Origin of the sequence: Methylocapsa sp. S129 (assembly GCF_009765995.1) — a bacterium.
Taxonomy (GTDB): domain Bacteria; phylum Pseudomonadota; class Alphaproteobacteria; order Rhizobiales; family Beijerinckiaceae; genus Roseiarcus.
Genome location: NZ_LMUI01000016.1, coordinates 179,481 through 195,937, shown reverse-complemented (window position 1 = coordinate 195,937; position 16,457 = coordinate 179,481). Strand labels below are relative to the sequence as shown.

The 16,457-nt window shown below is 63.7% G+C and carries 16 protein-coding genes; 10 read left to right on the top strand and 6 right to left on the bottom strand.

What is annotated here, in order from left to right:
* Window positions 1–11: 11 nt before the first annotated feature.
* Complete coding sequence (locus GSQ90_RS10205; RefSeq protein ID WP_158814723.1) at window positions 12–386, bottom strand: DoxX family protein; 375 nt, start codon at window positions 384–386, stop codon at window positions 12–14.
* 239 nt (window positions 387–625) lie between these two features.
* Between GSQ90_RS10205 and GSQ90_RS10200 the strand changes: the two genes are divergently transcribed.
* The 4 genes from GSQ90_RS10200 (at window position 626) to GSQ90_RS10185 (ending at window position 4,420) form a co-directional block, all read left to right on the top strand.
* Window positions 626–2,383, top strand: a complete 1,758-nt coding sequence (locus tag GSQ90_RS10200) for a DEAD/DEAH box helicase (RefSeq protein WP_158814722.1) — start codon at window positions 626–628, stop codon at window positions 2,381–2,383.
* Between the two features lie 274 nt (window positions 2,384–2,657).
* Entirely contained in the window at window positions 2,658–3,479 is an 822-nt protein-coding gene (cobS, locus tag GSQ90_RS10195; protein WP_158814721.1) for an adenosylcobinamide-GDP ribazoletransferase, read from the top strand.
* A gap of 10 nt (window positions 3,480–3,489) precedes the next feature.
* The gene (locus tag GSQ90_RS10190) at window positions 3,490–3,723 is read left to right on the top strand and encodes a DUF1289 domain-containing protein (protein WP_158814720.1); all 234 of its coding nucleotides are present in this window, start codon (window positions 3,490–3,492) and stop codon (window positions 3,721–3,723) included.
* A 1-nt stretch (window position 3,724) separates the two neighbouring features.
* A complete protein-coding gene (locus GSQ90_RS10185; RefSeq protein WP_158814719.1) occupies window positions 3,725–4,420 on the top strand; it encodes a TIGR02281 family clan AA aspartic protease in 696 nt (231 codons plus the stop codon).
* A 7-nt stretch (window positions 4,421–4,427) separates the two neighbouring features.
* Here the strand turns inward: GSQ90_RS10185 and dusA are convergent, their stop codons facing one another.
* Together dusA and GSQ90_RS10175 are read right to left on the bottom strand one after the other, a co-directional pair.
* Entirely contained in the window at window positions 4,428–5,420 is a 993-nt protein-coding gene (gene dusA / locus GSQ90_RS10180) for a tRNA dihydrouridine(20/20a) synthase DusA (protein ID WP_158814718.1), read from the bottom strand.
* 792 nt (window positions 5,421–6,212) lie between these two features.
* On the bottom strand, window positions 6,213–6,893 hold the full coding sequence (locus GSQ90_RS10175) for a GntR family transcriptional regulator (protein WP_158814717.1): 681 nt from the start codon (window positions 6,891–6,893) through the stop codon (window positions 6,213–6,215).
* Between the two features lie 207 nt (window positions 6,894–7,100).
* Between GSQ90_RS10175 and GSQ90_RS10170 the strand changes: the two genes are divergently transcribed.
* From GSQ90_RS10170 to GSQ90_RS10145, 6 genes are read left to right on the top strand one after another with little or no spacing between them, the layout of a single operon-like run.
* A complete protein-coding gene (locus tag GSQ90_RS10170; protein ID WP_158814716.1) occupies window positions 7,101–7,952 on the top strand; it encodes an alpha/beta hydrolase in 852 nt (283 codons plus the stop codon).
* 59 nt (window positions 7,953–8,011) lie between these two features.
* Window positions 8,012–9,559, top strand: coding sequence for an ABC transporter substrate-binding protein (locus tag GSQ90_RS10165; protein ID WP_158814715.1), 1,548 nt, complete (start codon window positions 8,012–8,014; stop codon window positions 9,557–9,559).
* 36 nt (window positions 9,560–9,595) lie between these two features.
* Complete coding sequence (locus tag GSQ90_RS10160) at window positions 9,596–10,540, top strand: ABC transporter permease (protein ID WP_158814714.1); 945 nt, start codon at window positions 9,596–9,598, stop codon at window positions 10,538–10,540.
* A complete protein-coding gene (locus GSQ90_RS10155; RefSeq protein ID WP_246731508.1) occupies window positions 10,537–11,352 on the top strand; it encodes an ABC transporter permease in 816 nt (271 codons plus the stop codon). The genes GSQ90_RS10160 and GSQ90_RS10155 overlap by 4 nt, the downstream gene beginning before the upstream one ends.
* 1 nt (window position 11,353) lies before the next feature.
* A complete protein-coding gene (locus GSQ90_RS10150; protein ID WP_158814713.1) occupies window positions 11,354–12,952 on the top strand; it encodes an ABC transporter ATP-binding protein in 1,599 nt (532 codons plus the stop codon).
* A 25-nt stretch (window positions 12,953–12,977) separates the two neighbouring features.
* Entirely contained in the window at window positions 12,978–13,253 is a 276-nt protein-coding gene (locus GSQ90_RS10145; protein WP_158814712.1) for a hypothetical protein, read from the top strand.
* Here GSQ90_RS10145 and GSQ90_RS10140 read toward each other — a convergent pair.
* Genes GSQ90_RS10140 through GSQ90_RS10130 form a run of 3 tightly spaced genes read right to left on the bottom strand, consistent with a single transcriptional unit; the run spans window position 13,230 to window position 16,455 of the window.
* The gene (locus tag GSQ90_RS10140; protein ID WP_158814711.1) at window positions 13,230–14,153 is read right to left on the bottom strand and encodes a dihydrodipicolinate synthase family protein; all 924 of its coding nucleotides are present in this window, start codon (window positions 14,151–14,153) and stop codon (window positions 13,230–13,232) included. The two genes, GSQ90_RS10145 and GSQ90_RS10140, sit on opposite strands and share 24 nt — an antisense overlap.
* A 36-nt stretch (window positions 14,154–14,189) precedes the next feature.
* Window positions 14,190–15,362 (bottom strand): Xaa-Pro peptidase family protein, encoded by a 1,173-nt coding sequence (locus GSQ90_RS10135; protein ID WP_158814710.1) that lies wholly within the window; start codon window positions 15,360–15,362, stop codon window positions 14,190–14,192.
* Entirely contained in the window at window positions 15,355–16,455 is a 1,101-nt protein-coding gene (locus GSQ90_RS10130; RefSeq protein ID WP_158814709.1) for a mandelate racemase/muconate lactonizing enzyme family protein, read from the bottom strand. Before GSQ90_RS10130 ends, GSQ90_RS10135 begins: the two co-directional genes overlap by 8 nt.
* Between the last annotated feature and the right edge of the window lie 2 nt (window positions 16,456–16,457).

Below are 16,457 nucleotides of genomic sequence, written 5' to 3'. Positions count from 1 at the left end.
ATGGGACGAACTCAAATCCAATAGATACGCGCCACGACGAGGCTGACGATTGTCCAAAACAGCGGGAATTCGAAGCCCCCGCTGTTCCATATCCAGAGAAAGCCCCGCACGCGATACAGGCAGATCGTTGCGATAACCAGCATGATCGCGGCCAGCAACGCCGCTATCGGCGTGAAGAGGTTCAAGATCAGCGCCGCGGCGGCGATGGCTTCGATGATCGAAGCCAGAATCATGAAAGCTCTCGCCGGCCTCAGACCCGCCTGTTCGAAGAACACGACAAGCGGCGGCGGAAATTGAAGTTTTCCCCAGATATGCGGGATGAGAAAAGCGCCGCAGGCGACCCGCAAAACCGCATAGGGCTCCACGGCGCTAAAAAGACTGGACATGCTATAAACCCTGTTCCTAGCAATGCGTTATCTGCGATGCCCTATTTCACGGCGGCGTTCAAGACCATATTCGGCGAGACCTCGGACGTCTTCGGCTTCGCAGCAGCTCCTTATTCGGTAAGACCCGCCGCCGTCGGTGTGATAAGCTTATGCTCGCGGAGCGCATTTCCAACACAACCCCGGTCCATACCGCGCGCGCCCAATTCCCGGCGCCCCTATCCCGAAGGCAAATTCATTCCGTGACTTTTTTCCAGACGAACCCATCGCTGTCGCGCGCATTGACCGAGCGCAACTATGCCGATCCGACGCCCGTTCAATCGGCGGTTCTTGCGCCCGAAGCTGCGGGCCGCGATCTCCTGGTGTCGGCCCAGACCGGCTCGGGCAAGACAGTGGCCTATGGTTTGGGCATGGCGCCGACGATCCTTGGCGAAGCTGCGATCTTTGGACAAGCCGCCGCGCCTCTGGCGCTTGTCATCGCGCCGACCCGCGAACTGGCGATGCAGGTGGAGCGCGAACTGACATGGCTCTATCAATATACGCAGGCGCGCATCGCCGCCTGCGTCGGCGGCATGGACTCGCGACAGGAGCGCCGGCGCCTCGCGGAGGGCGTGCATATCGTCGTGGGCACGCCGGGGCGGCTGCGCGATCATATCGAGCGCGGCGGCCTCGATCTCTCCAGACTGAAGGCGGTCGTTCTCGACGAGGCGGACGAAATGCTCGATCTCGGCTTTCGCGAGGATCTCGAATTCATTCTCGACGCCGCGCCCGCCGACAAGCGCAGCCTGCTGTTCTCCGCCACCATGCCCAAGGCGATCGCAGCTCTCGCCAAACGTTATCAGCGCGACGCCTTGCGCATCGAAGTGGCGGGCGGCAAGCGCGGCCATGTCGATATCGAATATCGCGCCATCCGCATCGCGCCCAAGGAAGCCGAACATGCGGTCGTCAATCTGCTGCGGCTGATCGAGGCGCCGACCGCGATCGTCTTTTGCAACACGCGCGAAGCCGTGCGCCATTTGCACGCCACACTGCTGGAGCGCGGCTTTTCGGCGGTATTGCTGTCGGGCGAACTCAGCCAGCATGAACGCAATCAGGCGATGCAGGCGTTGCGCAACGGGCGCGCGCGGGTCTGCGTGGCGACCGATGTCGCCGCGCGCGGCATCGATCTGCCCAATGTCGGCATCGTCATTCACGCCGACCTTCCCCATGACGTCGAAACGCTGCAGCATCGCAGCGGCAGAACGGGACGCGCCGGGCGCAAGGGCGTCAGCGCGCTGCTGGTTCCGATCGCGCGGCGCCGGCGCGCCGAGCAACTCTTCGCCAATGCCGGCATTCCCCCGCAATGGAGCGGGCCGCCATCGGCGGACGAAATCCGCCTGCTCGATCAGGAGCGTCTGCTGCAAGACCCGCTGCTGACCGAACCGCCAAACGACGACGATATCGCGATGGCGAAGCTCCTGTTGGCGCGCCGCAGCGCCGAAGAGGTCGCCGCCGCCCTCGCCCGCATCTACCGATCCCGCCTTCCGGCGCTCGAGGAGATTTCTGATCCCGGCCATGAGCCAGAGCGCCGCGAGCCGCGCCAGCGCCCGGCTTCGCCGCGCAACGCCGAATCCTATCGGCCGCCGGAGCGCAAGGCGCGGGATTTTGGCAAGCCGCATGCGTTCGGTCCCACCGCCAAGGGCGTATGGTTCCGGCTCGACATCGGGCGCTCGAAAAACGCCGATCCCAAATGGCTGCTGCCGATGATCTGCCGCGCCGGCGGCCTCACCAAAGCCGATATCGGCACAATCCGCATTTTCGATAATGAAACGAAATTCGAAGTGGCGGCCTCGGCCGCCGAACAATTCGCCAGCGACATCCGCCGCCGGTCGCCGGAAAACATCCGTATCGAACCGCTGGACGATCAGCCCTTCGGCGCGGGCTTTGAGCCGCGCGCCAAGGGCGCGGCCAGGAAGCGCGGCCCCAGGCCATTGGGCAAGAAAGAGCGGCTCGCGACGTAGCCGGCGCAAGTGAAAGCGCCGCCAACGCCGCGCCGCCCCTTGCATCCGGCCGGCTCCGCCGGCCACCTTCTCCCCGCTACGCGGGGCGAAGGGGCGCGCGTCTTCCTTCTCTCGCGAAGCGGGAGAAGGTGGGCGCCGGATGGCGCCCGGATGAGGGGCGGCGCGGGCCTCTCTCACCGTGCAAGAGGCGGCCGTATGGCCGCGATCCCAAGGGGTGAACTCCCGCCGGTGCGTTGATTCGTCACGCGTCGACGGAAGCAGATAAGATCGCGCCATGCCCAATCTCGCTCCCGTCCCCGCTTCACTTCGCAACGCCGCGCACGATCTTCTCGCCTGCCTGCGGTTCTTTTCGCGCCTGCCGCTGCCCGCTTCGCCCTTCGACCAAAACCCACACGCCGCGCCTGATCTTTCGCGCCTCGCGCGCATGGTTCCGATCGCCGGAGCGGTCATCGCCGCGATCGGCGCGCTGGCGCTTTGGCTCGGCCATGCGCTCGGCCTGCCGCCCCTCGTCTGCGCGACGCTCGCGATCAGCGTGCTTGTCCTCGTCGCGGGCGCTTTGCATGAAGACGGCCTCGCCGATGTCGCCGACGGTTTTGGCGGCGGCAAAACGCGCGAACGGAAGCTCGAAATCATGCGCGATAGCCGCATTGGCGTCTATGGCGCGGCGGCTCTGGCGCTGTCGCTCGTGCTGCGCATCGCGGCGTTGAGCGCGCTGCTTGAACACAGCTTGGCCGCCGCGGCCGCGGGGCTCATCCTGGCGGCCGCCGCGTCACGCGCCTTCGGGCTGCTGCCGTTGGCGCTGTTGCCCCCTGCCCGCGCGGACGGCCTGGGCGCCAGCGCCGGACCCCTTGAAGCGAGCAGCGCTCTGGCGGCAGGAATGACCGCCCTGATCGTCGCAGGCGTGCTGGGCCTCAGCGCGCTCGGTCTCGGCCGCGCGATCCTCGCGCTCGCCCTGGCGCTGGCCGCCGCCATAGCGATGACGATGGTCGCGCGACGCCAGATCGGCGGCCAGACCGGCGACGTCATCGGCGCAACGCAGCAGTTCGCCGAAATTGCCTGCCTGTGCGGCCTTCTCATTGGGCGCTCGGCCGCCTAAATATTGCCCTATGAGCGCCCCGCTAACCCACCCGCCCTCGACCCCCTGCATCCAGGTCTGCGTCGTGGATCCGCGCGCCGCGCTTTGCATCGGCTGCGGCCGAACGCTCAGCGAAATCGCCGCCTGGGGCGGCCTCGACGAGCCGGCCCGGCTGGAAATCATGGCCGGATTGTCGGCGCGGCTCGTCACGATGCGATCGCGAAAGGCGCGCGGACGCAAGCTGGAGGCGCAGGAGGGAAGCTGAAATGCGCCTGATCCTCCCCATCGGCCTGCTGGCGCTCGCCGCGCTCGCGCTATGCCTGACGCCGGCGGATGCGCTCATCCTCGGCCTCGATCACGGGCATTTCGCGCAAGCCGCGCTCGCCGGCGCGCTCGTTCTGTGGCTGTTGCTCGGCGGACCCTGGCGCCTCGGGCCCGCCAATATCGGGCGGGCGCTCAGCGGCGCCCTGACCTGGGCCGTGCTGATGGTCGCTTTGACCGGCCTCTATGCCTATCGTTTCGAATTTTCCGAGTTCGCCGACCGGGTGCTGGCCGAGCTAAACGCCGCCGAACCGGTGGTCGGCCAGGGCGGCGAGGTGATCATCAGCCAGCGTCTGGGCGGCGAATTCGTCGTCGCAGGCAAGGTCAACAATACGTCCGCTTCATTCCTGTTCGACACCGGCGCGTCGACGGTCGTCATCCGCGCGCAGGACGCCAAGAAAATGGGCATCGAGACGGCCGCGCTCGACTATGACGTGCGCGTCACCACCGCCAACGGCGCGGCCATGGCCGCCGAGACGAGGCTCGATCAGCTTTCGGTCGGGCCGATCGTCGTTCGCAATGTCCGCGCGCTGATCGCGCGCCCCGGCGCCCTGAGCGAAAACCTGCTCGGCATGAGTTTCCTCGAACGCCTGCAAAGCTATTCGGTCGAGCGCGGACGGCTTGTGCTGAAGGCGCGATAGGCGCCGCTCAAACGGTCATCGCTTCAAATTCGCGCGAGACCTGCGCCACCGCCTCGCGCAACACCTCCAGGCCCGCCCCCCGCGCCGGCGCCAGCATGGCGAGCTTCTGGCGATAGGCGCGAGCGCCGGGCCGCCCGGCGAACAGGCCGAGCATATGACGCGTGATGTCGTGCAGGCGCACGCCGCGCTCCAGGGCGCGCGCGATATAAGGCGTAAAGGCTTCGATCGCCTCAAAAGCGTCGGCGACCGGCGCCGGCTCGCCAAACAACAGCGGATCGACGCCGAGCAACAATTCGGGCGACTGATAGGCAGCGCGGCCGAACATCACGCCGTCGACGTGCTTGAGATGCTCCGGCGCCGCGGTCAAATCCACGACGCCGCCATTAATGGCGATTGGCAAATCGGGATGGGCCGCCTTCAAGGCGTAAACGAGGGGATAATCGAGCGGCGGAATGTCGCGATTGTCCTTGGGGCTCAGACCCTCCAGCCACGCCTTGCGGGCGTGAACGATGACGGCGGAGGCGCCCGCCGCCTTGACCGCCTCGACCAGTCCGAACAGGGCCTCGCGCGGCTCTTGCGCATCGACGCCGATGCGGCATTTGACGGTTATGGGAATGGCGACCGCGCCGAGCATCGCCGCCACGCAATCGCCCACCAGCGCCGGTTCGCGCATCAGACAGGCGCCGAAGCGGCCGCTTTGCACGCGGTCCGACGGGCAACCGCAATTCAGGTTGATCTCGTCATAGCCAAAATCGGCGCCGATGCGGGCCGCTTGCGCGAGACGCGCGGGATCGGCGCCGCCAAGCTGCAGGGCGAGCGGATGTTCGAACGCGTCAAAGCCGAGCAACCGCTCGCGCGGCCCAAACACCACCGCATCGGCCGTCAGCATTTCCGTGTAAAGCCGCGCGCGGCGCGTCATGACGCGATGGAAAAACCGACAATGCCGGTCCGTCCAGTCCATCATGGGGGCAACCGAGAATTTTATTTCTAATTCATTCATTTCATTACGTTATTTGTTTTCGCGTCCGTCCAATGCGCCATTGGAGCGATTGAGTTTTCCACCTCGCCGCGCCTTTGCGAAAGCCGCCATTCGCGCGGCGGGGGCGAAGAGGACCCGGTAATCTCGTGCTGCTATCAGGTTTCACACTGCACATATAGTGCGCACAAAGTTCGCAGTTTCGTTCAGCGCGCGGGGCCGAGGTCGTTTCTACGCCAGGACACGATGCTGCGCGCCAGCGTGCGATATTTCCCTATGCTACGATCCGCTTGGCAGGCAATGGAAAGCCGATCGAAGATAGGCATAGAATAGCAAGGCCCCCTGCTTTCGCCTACACTTAAGACGCCTCGATCGTAGATTCGGCGGCCGCGTCGTGAAAAGACGAACATGCGGCGAGATTACCTAACTTCTGGTCTCATGCGCTGGCCTGTGCCGAACAGGCGATAATCGTCCTCCACAACAATCCGTCTCGAAATCCGACTTCACGCTCGATCACGGATTGTCATTCTCGGGCAATGATTGAGCGTGATCGGGACTCGGTAATGAGCGGGCGGCCTACTTCATGTCGACAGATCCTCCGTTCCTTACACAGCATTATGCGAATCGGACAGGAGGAATGAACAGCACAGGTCGCGCGGACAGCCATCGCCAACCGTCGAGCGGTGCGCCTCGGCTCCATATCTGACAGTGCCGTCTGCCACATATTGGTGCAGCCACGAGACCGCTCACGAACATAGACCAATGGAAGTCGATCCCAGAACAATTGCACAACGACGTCCGCTGAGGTCGACGCCGCTATGATTGGCTCTGTGGAACTGAGCGGTCTTCGCCCTCTGGCTGGCGAATGTGAATGGCAATAAGATGCATGAGCCTCGCGATATCGCGAGCGGCGAGCGCGTCGATCATCATGAAGTGCTCCTCGCAAGAACGCTCGATCCGAGCCTGGGATCGCCATTGAGCAATCGGGGTAGCAGGCAAGTGACCGCGGACATCCAGAGCGAGCTTAACGAGTTCGCGATTCTCGCAAAGCTGAGTCAGACGCACATGGAAGGCCCGATTGGCGTTATATTTTTCGGCCGCGTCGCCATGTCGGATCGATACAGCGAATCGCTCCGCGAGTCGCTTGAGGTCGGCGACGTCGGTTTCCGTGGCCTGTTCGACGATGCTTGGGATCGTCGCCGTTTCTAAAATTACCCGAACTTCCACCAGTTCGCGGTGGCTCCGCTCGTCGATGACGCTGACATAATAGCCCCGTTGTGGAATTCGCTGCACAGCGCCTTTTAGGGCAAGCGCCTCCAGCGCGCGGCGGGCGTCGGCGCGAGTGCATCGATAGCGACCTTCGATGTCCACCTGCTTGAGCCAGGCGCCGTTGCCGAATTGGCCGGAATGGATGTCCCTGGCGATCGCGGCGGCTATTGCGTCGGCTCCCTTGGAGTCCCGTTTTTTGCCAGTGGTCACCTTTTTCGTCCGGACCATCGTTCATTTCCCCTGCCATGGTCTCATCATCGATCGTGAGGCGCCGCTGGTCTGTCAGCGATCGTTAGCCCAAATTCATAACGCGCGCGTGGGACGGTCAACGCTTGCATCGGCGGGAAAAAGGCGCTAGCAAATTGGATCACATTTTGGATCATAATTAGAGCGAGCGCGAATGGCTAGTCGAGGCGATGCCGTGAAAGCATTCGGATGACGAATTTCGGCCCCTATGACAGCGGATGCACGACCGTGTATGCCGGGCGCCGAGACCCTCGATTTTCCTATTGCCTATACGTGCCGCCGGAATTGCGCTCGGCCCCCGTTCCGCCGGAATTGGTCGTCGTCGTTCACGGCAGTCCACGGACGTTCATGGATTTCAGGGATCGCTTCCAGGATTTCGGTCTCGCGAACAACGTCATGATCCTCAGCCCGCTGTTTCCGGTCGGCCCAGGCGGCGACGGCAATCCCGACGGATACAAATATCTGAGCGAGCCGGAATTACGTTACGACCAGATCTTGCTCGATATCGTCTCCGAGGTCTCGAAGCGGTGGACCTGCTCTTTCGATCGGTTCGCCCTGTTCGGCTTTTCCGGCGGCGCTCAATTTGCGAACCGCTTCCTTCTCGTCAGGCCCGAACGCCTCTGGGCCGCTTCTCTGGGGGCCCCGGGCTCCGTCACGCTGCTCGACCACAATCGAGATTGGTGGGTTGGCACGCGCAATCTTGAAGAGCGGTTCGGCGTCACGCCGAATCTCGACGCCTTGCGACGCGTGCCAGTCCAATTGCTCGTCGGATCGGCTGATTTGGACACAAGCGAGATAACCCACCGCGAAGGCGGACGGAATTGGATGCCCGGCGCGAACGACGCAGGAGCTTCCAGGCCAGAGCGCCTCGGAGCGCTGCACGAGACCCTTTCCGCCGCCGGCGTCGGCGTCACCCACGAAGTTATCCTCGGCGTATCCCATGACGCCGCGTCAGTCATCGAACGCGCCAAGCCATTTCTGGCTGCGCAGCTCGGAGAGCTTCGCCGCAAAGCTGCGACAGAGAGGTCTTCCAGCCTTTGAACGTCGCGGCCCTTTGGCGCGCGCGCCTAAGGCTTCGGCCATTACGCAATGGATCGACAATGAAACGTATGCTTGTGACGGCGATCGTCGTGGCTCTCTCAATGTTTGGCGTGGCCCAGGCTGCGACGCGCGTCACGGTGGCGCTGACCGCGGACATCCGGAGCACGGACCCCGGCGTCAACCGGGACGACAACACCGACGGCGTCATTCTGAACATTGTCGAAGGCCTCGTCGGCTACGGCGAAGGAGGGGATGTAAAGCCTCTGCTCGCCAAGACGGTCGATGTTTCCCCGGACGGACTCGCCTATACATTCAAGCTTCGGCCAGACGTCCGATTTCACAACGGCGAGACGCTGAACTCATCGGACGTAATCTGGAGTTGGAACCGCTACATGGACCCCAAGACCGGATGGCGCTGCCTCGCGGACTTCGACGGTCGCAACGGGCTCAAGGTTGTTTCGGTCGAGGCGCCAGACGCTGAGACCGTCATCATGCACATCGACCACGCGAGTGCGATGTTTCTCGACACCATGGCGCGGACCGATTGCGGCATGACGGCGATTCTAAACAAGGCGTCGATCAAGGCCGATGGATCCTGGGACCACCCGATCGGAACTGGGCCCTACAAGTTTGTCGATTGGAAACGCGGTCGCAGCGTTACGCTAGCGCGTTTCGAATCCTACGTCTCTCCCGCAGGTGCGGGCTTCGACGGCTATGTCGGCCTTAAGACGCCACATATCGACAACATTGAGTTCCAGGTCGTGCCGGACCCGGCGACGGTGAAACTCGCACTATCCACAAAGTCTATCAACATCGCCCAGGTGCTATCTTCGGATGTGAAAGAGCTAAAGGCGGACCCTAATCTCGTCGTGCTGTCGATCCCGGATTCATCCAAGAATGTTCTTCTCTTCCAAACCAAGGACCCGCTTTTAGCGGATCAGAAACTTCGGCGAGGGATCGCGGCGGCGCTCGACTACGAGCAGCTGGTTGACATGGCCGGCGACGGGTTGTCGCGTCCTAACAATTCGGCGGTCTTCCAGGGTTCGATCTATTTCGACGACGTGCAGCGCGAGGGTTTCAAGACGGACCTCAGCGAGGCGCAAAAATTGCTGCGGGAGAGCAGTTACAAAGGCCAGACGATCAAGCTGATCGCCAACAAACGCTCGCCTATGCCTAGCTTCCAGGTCGCGGTGGCCACGCAGGCGATGCTTCAGGCGATCGGCGTCAACGTCGAGATCGAAGTTCTGGAATGGGCCACTCAGCTCGACCGCTACAATTCAGGCAATTATCAGATGATGTCCTTCTCCTATTCAGGACGATTGGACCCGGCCATGAGCTATGAGCAATTCGCGGGTGACAAAACCAAGCAACTGCGCAAGGTTTGGGACAACCCGAAGGCCCTCGCGCTGATCGATCGCGCCGAACTGGTGTCGAATCAAGACGAGCGGCGCAAGATTTTTGATGCGCTGCATCTGATGGCGCTCAACGATGCGCCTTTGTTGACGCTTTATAACGGCTTGACGGTTTGGGTGCATAACAAGCTTATCTCCGATTTTAAGCCCTGGGAGGGGAAGCCGCGTCTGTGGAACATGCGCGTCGATGATTGACAGCGGCGGCGGGCGAGAGGACGGGAGCGGAGCGTCATGATCCGGTTCATCTCGAAGAGGCTTTTAACGGCATTGCCGACGCTGCTGATTGTCGCGATGCTGGTTTTCGTCATGATCCGTCTAATACCCGGCGACCCTGCGGCTCTGATGCTGGGGGATCGGACGGACCCCGCCAGTCTGGCGGACTTGCACCGCCGCCTCGGCCTCGACCAGAACATCGCGACGCAATTCGTCCGGTGGTTCGGACATGTTCTTCGAGGCGATCTTGGGGCTTCCATTCGTACAGGCGAGCCGGTTCTTCCTTTGGTTGTCAACCGGTTCTGGGTGAGTGCCGGCATTGTCGTGACCGCCGTCGCCTTGGCCGCGCTGATCGCGGTTCCGGCGGGAATGATCGCGGCGTGGCGCCAGAACGAGGCGCTCGATGTCGGAATCGTCAGCGCAGCGACCCTGCTTTTGTCGATCCCCAGCTTCTGGCTCGGCCTCCTGCTGCTTTACGCCTTTGGCCTCAAGCTCGGCTGGCTCCCTGTGGTTGGATATGTCGCGTTCTCGGAAAACCCCTTTGCGGCTCTCCTTTATATCGTCCTCCCCGTCGTCACGCTGGTTCTCCACGAGACCGGCGTCCTCATCCGCATGGCGCGGGCGAGCACGCTCGAGGTCCTGCGCCTCGACTACATCACGAATGCCCGCGCCAAAGGATTGTCGGAACCGGCGATTCTCGTGCGCCATGCTTTCAGGAACGCCTTCGGACCAACGTGGACGCTGATTGGCCTGGTGTTTGGCAACCTATTCGCCGGCATTGCGGTCATCGAAACCGTCTTCACGATTCCTGGCCTCGGGCGGCTCCTCGTCGATTCGATTTTCGGCCGTGACTATCCTGTGATCCAGGGTTGCCTGCTCTTCATCGCATTCACCTATGTCGGGACCAATCTCGTCGTTGATTTGCTTTACCCGCTCTTCGATCCGCGAGTGACCGCGCAGTGAGCGCCCTGAAGCCAAACGTGGTCATTGGCGGCGTGCTTGTCGGCGTCGTCGCGCTGGCCGCCCTCGTGGGCATGATCTGGACGCCCTTCAACCCGCTTGCTGTCAGCTTCACGGCCCGTCTCGCGCCGCCCAGTGAGCTTCACTGGCTTGGCGCCGACGAATTCGGCCGCGATGTCTTGAGCCGCTTGATGGTCGCCGCGGCGACCAGCGCGCGGATCAGCTTGCTGACGGTTGTCGGGGCCCTCTTCGCGGGCACGACGGTGGGTCTTGTCGCCGGGTATTTTCAGGGGTGGACAGACCGGATCCTGATGGCGCTGAACAACGCGCTGCTCGCATTTCCTGGAATCCTCCTGGCGCTCGGCCTCCTCGCCATCATGGGCGCAAATGAATACGGTATCATTCTCGCTCTTGGCGTCGCCTATTCGCCGTCGGTCGCCCGAGTGGTTCGCGGCGCCGTCCTGTCATTACGCGAGACAGACTTCGTCGCCGCGTCCAGAATCATGGACAACTCCGAAATATACACAATCGTACGCCACATCCTTCCCAATTGCATCGCCCCGCTGATTGTCCTCGCCACCTCGATGTTCGGCTGGGCCCTGCTGGCCGAAAGCGCCCTGAGCTTTCTCGGACTGGGCGTTCCGCCGCCGGCCGCCACTTGGGGCAACATGCTCGCCGCCAGCCGACCATTTATCGCGCAGGCGGTCTGGCTCGGCTTATTCCCAGGCCTGTGCATCTCGCTGACGCTCATGGGCATCAACCTCCTGGGCGACGCCCTACGCGACCGGCTCGATCCACGGATGCGAGGGGTCTGAAATGGCGAACGCCGACTTGCTTGTTGTCGCCGGTCTTCGGCTCGCGCTTCGCGACGGCAAAGAGATCGTCAAGGACGTTACATTCTCCGTCCGTCCGGGCGAGATTGTCGGAATCGTCGGCGAGTCTGGCAGCGGCAAGACCCTAGCGGCGCGGGCGATCCTCAGTCTGCAGCCGCCGGCCATCCGGCGAACGGCGGGAACGATCCAGTTCGACGGACAGGAGCTCACGCGCCTGAACGCTCGAGCCCTTCGGCAATTGCGCGGCGCCCGCATCGGTATGGTCTTCCAGGAACCGATGACATCGCTCGATCCGTCGATGACCATCGGGCGACAACTCGAAGAAGGACTCGTCCTACACACGAAGCTCAGCGGTCCCCAGAGACGCACGCGAATCCTCGAAATGTTGGCGCGCGTCGCGCTGGCGGATCCCGAAGCGGCCCTCGGCGCTTTCCCGCATCACTTTTCCGGTGGCATGAGGCAGCGCATCATGCTCGCTTCCGCCATGCTGCTCCGGCCGGCGTTGCTGATCGCCGATGAGCCAACGACGGCGTTGGACGCCGTCGTTCAGCGTGACGTGCTCGAACTCATGGTCGATCTGACCCGCGAATACGGAACGGCGATTCTCATCATCAGTCACGACCTATCGATGGTCGCTCGCTACACCGACCGCGTTCTCGTCATGCGCCACGGTGAGATCGTCGAAGACAATACGACTGCCGAGCTAATACGCGCACCCCGCGAACCCTACACACGCAACCTACTTTCGGCGATGCCGCATCGCGGACCGACGCGACCGAAGCCGTCGGGGCCGCCGCTGGTCGAGGTCAACAACCTGATCGTCGACTATAAGGGGAGCGCGGGGCTTTTTCTCAACCGCCCAGGCAAGCGAGCGCTACAGGGCGTTGGTCTTCGCGTCGGCCCCGGCGAGGTGGTGGCGCTCGTCGGAGGGTCTGGGTCGGGCAAGACAACGTTGGGGCGGGCCATCGCCGGTCTTCTCGACCCCACCAAAGGCGAAATCCTCTTTGAGGGCCAAACGATCGCGCGCGGGACTGAAGGCTGGCGGCGCTATCGTCCGCAATGCCAGATGGTGTTCCAGGACCCCTTTTTGTCGCTTGATCCGCGCATGACCGTACACAGCCTCGTGCGAGAGGCGCTGCGCGCCGCGCGGAACCTCACCTCGGTCGCCAAAAATGTGCGCGTCCGTGAGACGCTTCGGGAGGTTGGGCTCGCTGAAGACCTCGCGACCCGTTACCCACACGAACTCTCTGGAGGGCAGCGTCAGCGTGTGGCGATCGCCCGCGCGATTGCAAGGCGCCCGGCGTTCCTGATTGCCGACGAGCCGGTTTCGGCCCTGGATGTGACCGTTCGCGCGCAAATCCTCGATCTTTTCGCCGATCTGCAGGCTCGACATGGATTTTCCTGCCTGTTTATCAGTCACGATCTTGGCGCAGTCGAACAGATCGCCGATCGTGTCGTCGTCATGCGCGATGGAGAAGTCGTTGAGGAAGGGGATAGAGACCAAGTCTTTGACAGCCCTTGTCACCCCTACACGCGCCAGCTCCTGATGGCGGTTCCTCGGTTGGAAGCATTCGTGACCTGAGCATAACCTTCGACCCGGAGACCTCTTGCTCGACTTGATCATCCATCGCGCCAATCTGCCCGATGGCCGCATAAACATTGATATCGACGTCCGGCAGGGACATATCGCCGTGCTACAGCCCTCGCTTGAAGCCGAGGGCGCCACGGAAATCGACGCCAGTGGCAGGCTCGCGCTTCAAATTCGGGCGCCACGAAGAAACTCGTATTTAATGACCCGCTGTGGAAGTCTTGAATGGAACACGGCCCGCGCAAGTCGCCGACCAGCGCGCCCCATTCCTTCATCCGGCAAGGCGCACGCCTGATCGCGGATCGGCGCTAAGATCGCGCAGCACGGCTGCGACACGCTCGACCTGCGCCGCATCGAGATCGCGCAGCGGTGGACGGACCGAGCCGCCGTCAAAGCCGCGCAGGGTCATCGCGGCCTTGGCGACCTGGGGCTGCCCAAACTCACGCGCGAGCGCCCGAAACGGATACCACAGGCGGTGGAGATCGCGCGCAGTCGCCGCGTCGCCCGCCTCCAGCGCGCGGTAGGCGGCGAGGATCAATTCCGGCAACGCGCAACTGTTGGTCGAACTGACGCCGTCAAAGCCGGCCATCATCGGGCCAAGGAAAGCTAGGTCCGAAGCGCAGAACAGCCGGATGCGGCCGCCGAGCCGGTTGGCGATCCGATCGATGGCGGTGGGAGAGAGGTCGCCCTGCTTCACTCCGACGATGTTGGGGATTTCAGCGAGCTGTTCCAACACGGCGGGCGACAGTGTGATGCCGACGCCGGGCGCGTTGTAGACTAGGACCCCGGTGCGCGAGAGTGGGGCGATATCGCGGAAGAAGGCGACGATCTGCTCGTCGGTTACTTCTGAGACGAAGGGCGGCGTCACCATCGGCAGGCCGCCGAGGTCGCCGGCGAGCGCCGTCAGCTCACGCACTACACGGGTGTCGGAGCCAGCGCTGCACAGCATGACCGGCGCCCGATCGCCGACGACGTCCATGACGCGGCGGAACATGTTGGCGCGCTCATCCGTCGACATGGCCGGGAACTCGCCATAGGTTCCGCCGATCAGGACGCCATTGAAGCCGAGCCCGATCGCCCGCTCCACATTGCGCGCCAGGCCCTCATGGTCGAAGGCGCCGTCAGCGCGAAACGGCGTGACCGTGATGTTGAATAGCCCGCGGAGCCGCGCATGGCACTCTGAGAAGTCCTTCATGATGCAGGTCCTGGATGATGTTGAGCCACGTCGGCCTCAGCTGGCGAGGCGCAGGATGGGGCGGGGCACGGCGCCAAGCACGCGGCAGCCGGTCTCGGTGACTACGACCGTCTCGCTGACGCCGACCGTAAACTGGCCATAGGCGCGGAGCGCTGGGGGGATGTGGAACGTCATGCCCGGCTGAAGCGCGGTGGCGACACCTTTATAGAGACTGAGGATGCCGCCTTCGCCCCAGTCAGGCGCGAAGGAAATGCCGACGCTGTAGCCGGTGCGCTTGCGAAAATTATCCGTATAGCCGGCGCGATCGATCACCGTCTGGCAGGCCAAGTGAACGTCCTCGCAGGCGACGCCCGGACGGATCGCGTCGAGGGCGGCCTGAAGCGCGTCGCGGCAGGTCTTTTCCATATCCTGCGCCGCCTGAGGCATGGCGCCGACCCAGGCGGAGCGCATCAGGGCCGCATGGTAGCGGTCGTGGCTGGCGGCCATTTCGAGGAATGCCGGTTCGTCCGCGCCAAGCCGGCTGCGCTTCCAGGTGCCATGCGGCACGCCCGTGCGACGACCTACGGACACCAGCGGCTCCATGCCCATATATTCGGAACCAACCGTGATGGCCGCGCCCATCATGGCGGCCACGAGGTCGTTCTCGCTCACCCCCACCTTCACGGCGGCCAGGCCGGCGCGCAGGCCCGCGTCTACATAGGCGGCGGACTTCGACAGCTTTTCAATCTCGGCATGGGATTTCACCATGCGCAGCGCTTCCACGATCCCTGCCGCATCGTGGATCGCGCCGAGCCGGCTCTGGAGGGCCTCGTAGGTTGCGATTGGCAGGAACCAGCCGCGCTTGTCGATCGCGATGCGCTTTGCCGCCCAGCCGCGCGCCTCGATGACCTCCACCAGGAATTTTACGGGCTCGTCGCCGTCCTGATAGACCTTGGCGTCTGCAATGAAGGTGTTGGCGATGAAGTTGAAGACTTCAAGTTCTCTGACGACGAAGACCGGGTCGCCCTCCACAGGCAGGACGAGCGCCTGGAACGTGTAGTAGCCGGGTGTTTGCTGCCCTGTGAGATAGAAGATGTTTTCCGGCCCGGTCACAACCATCACGTCGATGCTGGCCTTGGTCAGGCCCTCGCGCGCCCGCGCCACGCGGCCATCGTATTCCGCCTTCGGGAAGGCCGATTCCGAACCCTGCGCGACGCCCGATCTATCCATGTCCGAATTCTCCGATGCATTGGGCGGCCGCCGCGTCAAAGGCAACGCCGAGACCAGAAAGCCGATCGATGCGCACACGGCCCTCGCCGTAAGCGACGCCCGAAATCGGATCGTCGAGGAGCCCGTCGGCGCCGTAGAGTTCCGAGAAGGCTGGCTCGGTCGCGCAGGCCACGTGAAGCGCAGCGGCGGTGGCGGCAGCGCCCTCGTTCATCTGGCCGATCATGAAGGGAACGCCCGCCGCGGACAGACGCCGCGCCGCGGCCATAGTTGGGGCGACGCCGCCGAGCTTGACGAGCTTGAGATGGGCGAGGACGCGGCCGCCATAGGCGCAAATGCGCGCGATGTCGCCTGGCGTGGCGACGCTCTCATCGAGCATGACCGGCACCGGGCTCCGATCGGCGAGGCGGTTGAGCGCCGTCCAGTCGCCGGGCGGAACCGGCTGCTCGACATACGCGAGATCGAAATGGGCGAGCGCCTGAAGCTTGTCGAGCGCCTCCGTCGCTGCCCACCGGCCATTGGCGTCGGCAGCGATCGTCACACGATCGCCAAAGCGCCCCCGCAAGGCCGCGATCCGGCGCAGATCCGCGTCGAAGTCGCCGACCGCGACGCGCACTTTGAGATCGCGGAAGCCCCGGTCGACGTAGTTCTGCGCCTGCGCCAGGAATTCTTGGAGCGGCGACCAGAATAGTGTCTGGTTGGTCGCCCGAACGATGTCCGGCGCGGGCGCGCCGCACCAGGCGGCGACACTCAGGCCCGCGCGGCGGGCCGCAAGATCATGCAGCGCGACGTCGATCAGCATGCGCACGGGCGCGGCGAAGGACGCGGCCCAGTCCTCCATCGTGCGAAGAAGCTCGGCAGGATCGCGCGCCCAATCGACGACCTTGAGCGCCGCGACGGCGCCGGCGACGACATCGCCCTCGGCAAGACCATTCAGATAGGCAATATTGGCTCGCGCCTCGCCGATCCCGACGGATTCGCCGTCGTCGAGCCGCAGATAGATCTCCGCCAGATGAGGCACGGCGCCGGACGAGGCGGTATGCAGCAGGAGGCCGGCGCCGTAATGAAGCTCCGCCTTGTGTAGGGATACGCGCATCG

Bases quoted from the DNA above. Each gene is read 5' to 3' on its own strand.
- GSQ90_RS10205 (WP_158814723.1), bottom strand. From the start codon at position 386: ATGTCCAGTCTTTTTAGCGCCGTGGAGCCCTATGCGGTTTTGCGGGTC.
- cobS (WP_158814721.1), top strand. From the start codon at position 2,658: ATGCCCAATCTCGCTCCCGTCCCCGCTTCACTTCGCAACGCCGCGCAC.
- GSQ90_RS10190 (WP_158814720.1), top strand. From the start codon at position 3,490: ATGAGCGCCCCGCTAACCCACCCGCCCTCGACCCCCTGCATCCAGGTC.
- GSQ90_RS10185 (WP_158814719.1), top strand. From the start codon at position 3,725: ATGCGCCTGATCCTCCCCATCGGCCTGCTGGCGCTCGCCGCGCTCGCG.
- dusA (WP_158814718.1), bottom strand. From the start codon at position 5,420: ATGAATGAATTAGAAATAAAATTCTCGGTTGCCCCCATGATGGACTGG.
- GSQ90_RS10175 (WP_158814717.1), bottom strand. From the start codon at position 6,893: ATGGTCCGGACGAAAAAGGTGACCACTGGCAAAAAACGGGACTCCAAG.
- GSQ90_RS10170 (WP_158814716.1), top strand. From the start codon at position 7,101: ATGACGAATTTCGGCCCCTATGACAGCGGATGCACGACCGTGTATGCC.
- GSQ90_RS10165 (WP_158814715.1), top strand. From the start codon at position 8,012: ATGAAACGTATGCTTGTGACGGCGATCGTCGTGGCTCTCTCAATGTTT.
- GSQ90_RS10160 (WP_158814714.1), top strand. From the start codon at position 9,596: ATGATCCGGTTCATCTCGAAGAGGCTTTTAACGGCATTGCCGACGCTG.
- GSQ90_RS10150 (WP_158814713.1), top strand. From the start codon at position 11,354: ATGGCGAACGCCGACTTGCTTGTTGTCGCCGGTCTTCGGCTCGCGCTT.
- GSQ90_RS10140 (WP_158814711.1), bottom strand. From the start codon at position 14,153: ATGAAGGACTTCTCAGAGTGCCATGCGCGGCTCCGCGGGCTATTCAAC.
- GSQ90_RS10135 (WP_158814710.1), bottom strand. From the start codon at position 15,362: ATGGATAGATCGGGCGTCGCGCAGGGTTCGGAATCGGCCTTCCCGAAG.
- GSQ90_RS10130 (WP_158814709.1), bottom strand. From the start codon at position 16,455: ATGCGCGTATCCCTACACAAGGCGGAGCTTCATTACGGCGCCGGCCTC.